This is a genomic window from Streptomyces sp. (assembly GCF_031178505.1).
Classification (GTDB): Bacteria; Actinomycetota; Actinomycetes; order Streptomycetales; family Streptomycetaceae; genus Streptomyces; species Streptomyces gulbargensis.
The window spans coordinates 1-4,908 of record NZ_JAPSIW010000543.1 but is presented as its reverse complement, the minus strand read 5'-3'; the positions used below and the strand labels follow the sequence as shown (position 1 = coordinate 4,908).

Below are 4,908 nucleotides of genomic sequence, written 5' to 3'. Positions count from 1 at the left end.
GCTCCTGGAAGAGGCGGGCCAGCTCCTGGGCGGCGGCCCGCGCGTGCTCCAGGAGCACGGTGCGGGAGGCGAGGATCGTCTCGTGGTCGATCGGCACGTCGAGCAGCTCCACGCCGAGCCGCAGCAGTGCGCCGTCGAGCCGGAAGGTGTCGGCCTCCGCCGTGCGGTCCAGCACGCCCATCGCGGCCAGCCGGTCCACGTCCCGGTCGGTCAGCTCCCGCCCGGCACGCCGCTCCAGCTCCCGCCGCGTGATGGACTCCGCTGACTCCGGCGCCCACGACGCCACCAGGGCCCGGTGCACCGCCAGGTCCCGGGCGCTGAGATCGGGCGGCAGCTGCTCCAGGTACCGTTCGATGGCCGCGAGGGTCATGCCCTGCCGCTGGAGCTCCTCGATCAGCGCGAGCCGCGACAGGTGCTCAGGCCCGTAGCGTCCGACCCGCCGCGGTCCGATCACGGGCGGAGGCAGCAGCCCCCGCGTCCCGTAGAACCGCACGGTCCGCACGGTCACCCCGGCCCGCGCGGCCAGCTCGTCCACGGTGTACCCGGCCGCCACCCCCGGCTGCCCGCCCCCACCCTGCTCGCCGCCCATCGAGGTGCCTCACTTCCCGCTCACCCGGACCACGCGGCCCGCCTGACTTCAACAGTATTGCTGTCGCACCAGCGGTGTAAAAGACTGCGGCCGTTGTCGGTGCCACCCCCTCACGTGATCCAGATGAACGGCATCACGTATGCGCGGGGCGTCGCGACGGCCCGAACGGCTTCGGGATCGGCGCTCCCGGTTCGTCCAGGTGGAGCCGGAGATCTGGGTGGGATACCGGTCACCGTGTACGACTTCGGCGCGTAAGGGGCGCCGGGGCGGGGTGGGGCGGCGGGTCGCCGGCGCGCGGGTTAGAGTCGGCGGCCGACCGAGGCGGGGGACCGCAGTGAGGCGGGGGACCGCAGTGAGGGGGAGTGGAATGTACGCGCAACTCAGGGAGACCGCTCAGGAGTTGGCCGGAGTCCTGTGGCGGGAGCACACCGTGTACCGCGAGCGCGGGGGCGGGGTGGTGATACGCAACGAGCAGGTGGATCGGTGGATCAGCCTCGCTCCGACGGGGGGCAAGGACCGGGCGCTGCTGCGCGCGGGGCGGCTCCTGGACGGGGGGACCACCGCTCCGGCCCGTACGGAGGTGGTCGTGGACCTGACGGCCGGGACGACCGAGCTCGCCGCCGTCTGCCGGCGGCTGCTCGCCGTGGTCGCGGAGGCGGCGGCGCCGGTGGGGGGGCCGGCCCCGGGGCCGCCCCGCGCGGGACGGCCCCGGGGAGCCGGGCGGCCGTCGCGGTCCGCGAAGCCCGGCAGGCCCCGCACAACGCGTCACACCGGCGCCGGCTCCTGGTTCGTGCTGCTCTGCGTCACCGCCGTCGTCGGCTTCTGGATCTACGGCATCGTGTGCGGCGCCGGGTACTGAGCCCGGCCGCCGGCGGCCGGCGCGGCGGGCCGGGGGGTCAGTACCCGAGGACCGGGTAGTGGTCGGAGAGGTTGGTGTACGTGTACTGCGTGCCCCAGCTGGAGACCGTCCACGGCGCGCTCCGTTCCAGGACCACGTGGTTGGTCCAGTCGGCGGGGCGGGCGTTCCCGGCCCGGTGCAGGACGTGATCCAGGTCCTCGCGCGGGTCGTCCGGGTAGCGCTCCGCCGCGATCGAGTTCAGCTCGGTGTCGAAGGAGTACGGGTGCCCGGTGCGCGCGCCGGCCCCGGCGAGCCCGGCGTCGGCGAGCATCGTCGCGTACTCGGGGGAGTGCGAGTCGACGTTCAGGTCGCCGGCGACGATCACCTGCTCGTTCGCCGGAATGTCCTTGCCGTCCAGGAAGGCGTCGAGCGCCTTGAACTGGCGGCTCCGCATCTGCGCCGCCTCGCCCGCCGCGCAGCCGGGGTCCGTGGACTGGGCGTGGGTGCCGACGACGTGGACGCGGCTGCCGTTCACGTCCATGACGGCGTAGGCGAAGCCCTTGTTCGAGTACCAGTCGGCGCCGCAGGCGTCCTTGTAGACGTACTGCTCCTTGCGGACGATCGGCCACTTGCTGAGGATCGTCACCCCGCCGTCCTCGGGCGTGGTCGTGGAGTAGGCGCCGCCGGTGGCGTCCCAGCCGGTCTTCGAGCGGCCCACGACGGGGGTCTGGTGCGGGTACTGCGCGGCGGCGTTCGCCTTGAGGGCGTCCGAGGAGGAGTTGTCGAAGGCCTCCTGGAGCACGACGACGTCCTGCCCCTGGAAGAAGGAGGCCGCGGGGATCGCCTTCGCCCGGTGGTCCTGCCCCCAGTTCGGGTAGAGGCTCTTGGAGAAGAGGAACGCGTTGTACGTGAGCACCTTCACGCGCGGGGTCGCGGCCGCCGTCTCCGGAGCCGCCGAGGCGGCCGGCGCGGCCGTGGCCAGCGTGGCGGCGGCGAGCGCGAAGGACAAGGCGGCGCCGGAGGTACGGCGCAGTGCGGTGAAGGGCACGTGAACTCCCAAGGAGACGTGGGGGGTTGACCTGGCGCCGCACATACAATCAGCCTGGGTTACCTTCCGGTAGCCTCTGGATGCCGGGAATCTTGCCGGGCGCGCACAAGCACGCCAACTCTCGACCGGGTGTACGATTCGTAACTTTTGCGACCAGGTAGAATGCCCGCCATGACCCTCGCGAACTCGCAGATCTTCAAGACGGACCTCGGTCCGCTCAACCCCGTCTGGGCCGAGCTCCTCCTCGGCGCCGTACTGTTCGGGCTCACCTTCCTGATCCTTGCGAAGGGCATCCTGCCGAAGATCAAGCGCACGCTCGACGAGCGCGACGACGCCATCGCCGGCGGCACCGAGCGCGCCGACGACCTGCGCACCGAGGCCGCTCAGATCCGTGAGCAGTACGAGGCCGAGCTCGCCGAGGCCCGCCACGAGGCTGCCCGCATCCGCTCCAAGGCCGTCGAGGAGGGCTCGGCCGCCATCGCCGCCGCCCGCGCCGAGGGCGCCGCCGAGCGCGACGCCATCATCGCCGCCGGCTCCGCGAAGATCGCCGCCGAGCGCGCCGCCGCCGAGCGCGAGCTCACCGCGGACGTCGACGCCTGGGCCCACGCCCTCGCCGCCCGCATCGTCGGCGAGCCGGTCGGCGCCGACCGCGCCTGACCCGTACGCAGACAGGGGCCGTCGCCCCGGGCCGCAGCGCCCCGGCGACGGCCCCTTCGTCATAGGCGCACTCTGGAACGGAGGACCCGCGCGAACGCGCGGGGACGGACGAGGAGAGGCACCCCATGAACCACCCGCGGCAGACCTCCGCCGCGACCCCGGGCCGGAAGCGGCCGGCCGCCGCCGACCCGGCCCCGCCGCCCGTCGGCGGCGTGCTGTGGAGCGTCGCCGGGGACGTCCGTGCCCTGCTCATGCTGCCCGCCGCCCTCGCCCTCCAGGTCGCCCACCCCGCGATCGGCGCCGGCGTCGACGAACACTCCGTCTTCCGCACCGACCCCTGGGGGCGCGGCGAACGCTCGCTGCGCTCGGTCCAGCTCTGGGTGTACGGAGGCGAGCGCGCCGCCGAGGAGGGCCGCCGGCTCCGCGAGCTGCACCGCACCATCCAGGGCACCGACGCACACGGCCGCCGCTACCACGCCCTCACCCCGGCCTACTACTCCTGGGTCCACGCCACCGGCTACCCCGTCTACCGGCACGGCCTGCGCCTGCTGGCCCGGCCCCTCACCGAGGCGCAGGAGCGGCAGCTGTACGCCGAATGGCTCCAGGTCGGCCGGGTGCTCGGCATCCACGACCGGGACATGCCGGGGACGATCGAGGAGTTCTGGCCGTACTACCGGCGCGTCCTCGCCGAGGAACTGGAGGTCACGGCCGTCGTCCGTGAGCTGCTCGACACCGAACAGCCGGTGCCCGTCCCCGACCGGGGCCCCCTGCCGCTCCGGCTCGCGCTCCGCCTGCTCTGGCCGGTCCTGCGCCGCCCGTTCCTGCGCCTGCGCGCCTTCCTCACCGTGGGCTTCATGCCGCCGGACGCCCGCGAGGCCCTCGGCCTGGAGTGGACCGAGGGCCAGGAGCGGGCGCTGCGCCGCTTCGCCCGGGCCGTCCGCCTGGCCGTCCCCGTCCTGCCTGAGTGGCTGCGCTACCTGCCCCTGGCCCGCCGCGCCCGCCGGGCCGCCCGCCGCGCCCGGCACGAGCGCTGACGGACGCCCCGCGCGGCCGCCCCCGGGCCGAGGGCCCGGCGTCGCCGGGCGGCCGGCTCGGCAGCCACCGCGCCCGGTCCCCCGCGGGCACGCCCCGCGCGGCCGCTTCCGGCCGGCCGGGGCCCCGCGTCGCCCGGCGGCCGGCTCAGCGGCCCGCGCGTCCGCTCCCGTGCGCGAGATCCCCGGCCGACCCGCGGCCGTGCCCGTCCCCGTGCCGGTGCTCGTGGACCGTGTTCGTCGCGGCGATCTTCTTCCACGACCTCGGCTCCGCCGGAGCCGCGGCCCTGGTGCCCGCCGAGCGCGCGGCGGCCGGAGCACCGAGGCCCACCGCGGCCGCCGTCGCCTCCGAGGGCTTCGACGGCTGGTACAGCCAGGTGTCGAAGAGACCCGCGAGCGGCTTGCCGGACACCTGCTCCGCGTACCGCACGAAATCCGCGACCCGCGCGTTGCCGTACGCGAACCGGGTCGGCCAGCCCTTCAGGATCGCGAAGAAGTCCTCGTCACCGATCTCGTTGCGCAGCGCCTGGAGCGCCAGCGCGCCCCGGTCGTAGACGGCGACGTGGAACTGGTTCTCCGGGCCTGGGTCGCCCGGCCGGACCGTCCAGAACGCGTCGTCGGCCGCGCGCTGCGCGTACACGTGGTCCGCCAGCTCCTGCGCCGTGCCCTCGCCCTCCTTCTCCGACCACAGCCACTGGCCGTACCGGGCGAAGCCCTCGTTCACCCAGATGTCCTTCCAGTCGCG

The 4,908-nt window shown here is 74.6% G+C and carries 6 protein-coding genes; 3 read left to right on the top strand and 3 right to left on the bottom strand.

The genetic code is table 11. From position 1 onward, the window contains the following. Positions 1-589, bottom strand: a 589-nt coding sequence (locus tag RIF68_RS27355; protein WP_309053970.1) for a MerR family transcriptional regulator, incomplete at its 3' end; no start/stop codon positions are given. Positions 590-956: 367 nt separating this feature from the next. On the opposite strand from RIF68_RS27355, the gene RIF68_RS27350 reads away from it, so the two are divergent. Next, positions 957-1,448 carry a hypothetical protein gene (locus RIF68_RS27350; RefSeq protein ID WP_309053969.1) on the top strand — a complete coding sequence of 164 codons (492 nt, stop codon included), beginning with the start codon at positions 957-959 and terminating at the stop codon, positions 1,446-1,448. Between the two features lie 37 nt (positions 1,449-1,485). Here RIF68_RS27350 and sph read toward each other — a convergent pair whose 3' ends face one another. Then, the gene (sph, locus tag RIF68_RS27345) at positions 1,486-2,520 is read right to left on the bottom strand and encodes a sphingomyelin phosphodiesterase (RefSeq protein ID WP_309053968.1); all 1,035 of its coding nucleotides are present in this window, start codon (positions 2,518-2,520) and stop codon (positions 1,486-1,488) included. Positions 2,521-2,646: 126 nt separating this feature from the next. On the opposite strand from sph, the gene RIF68_RS27340 reads away from it, so the two are divergent. Then, positions 2,647-3,132 (top strand): hypothetical protein, encoded by a 486-nt coding sequence (locus RIF68_RS27340; protein WP_309053967.1) that lies wholly within the window; start codon positions 2,647-2,649, stop codon positions 3,130-3,132. A gap of 125 nt (positions 3,133-3,257) precedes the next feature. After that, complete coding sequence (locus RIF68_RS27335) at positions 3,258-4,166, top strand: oxygenase MpaB family protein (protein ID WP_309053966.1); 909 nt, start codon at positions 3,258-3,260, stop codon at positions 4,164-4,166. Between the two features lie 145 nt (positions 4,167-4,311). Here RIF68_RS27335 and RIF68_RS27330 read toward each other — a convergent pair. Then, the coding region (locus RIF68_RS27330) for a M1 family aminopeptidase (RefSeq protein ID WP_309053965.1) at positions 4,312-4,908 on the bottom strand (597 nt) is incomplete at its 5' end.

Excerpts from the sequence above, each read along its gene's own strand:
- RIF68_RS27350 (WP_309053969.1), top strand. The coding sequence starts at position 957 with ATGTACGCGCAACTCAGGGAGACCGCTCAGGAGTTGGCCGGAGTCCTG.
- sph (WP_309053968.1), bottom strand. The coding sequence starts at position 2,520 with ATGTGCGGCGCCAGGTCAACCCCCCACGTCTCCTTGGGAGTTCACGTG.
- RIF68_RS27340 (WP_309053967.1), top strand. The coding sequence starts at position 2,647 with ATGACCCTCGCGAACTCGCAGATCTTCAAGACGGACCTCGGTCCGCTC.
- RIF68_RS27335 (WP_309053966.1), top strand. The coding sequence starts at position 3,258 with ATGAACCACCCGCGGCAGACCTCCGCCGCGACCCCGGGCCGGAAGCGG.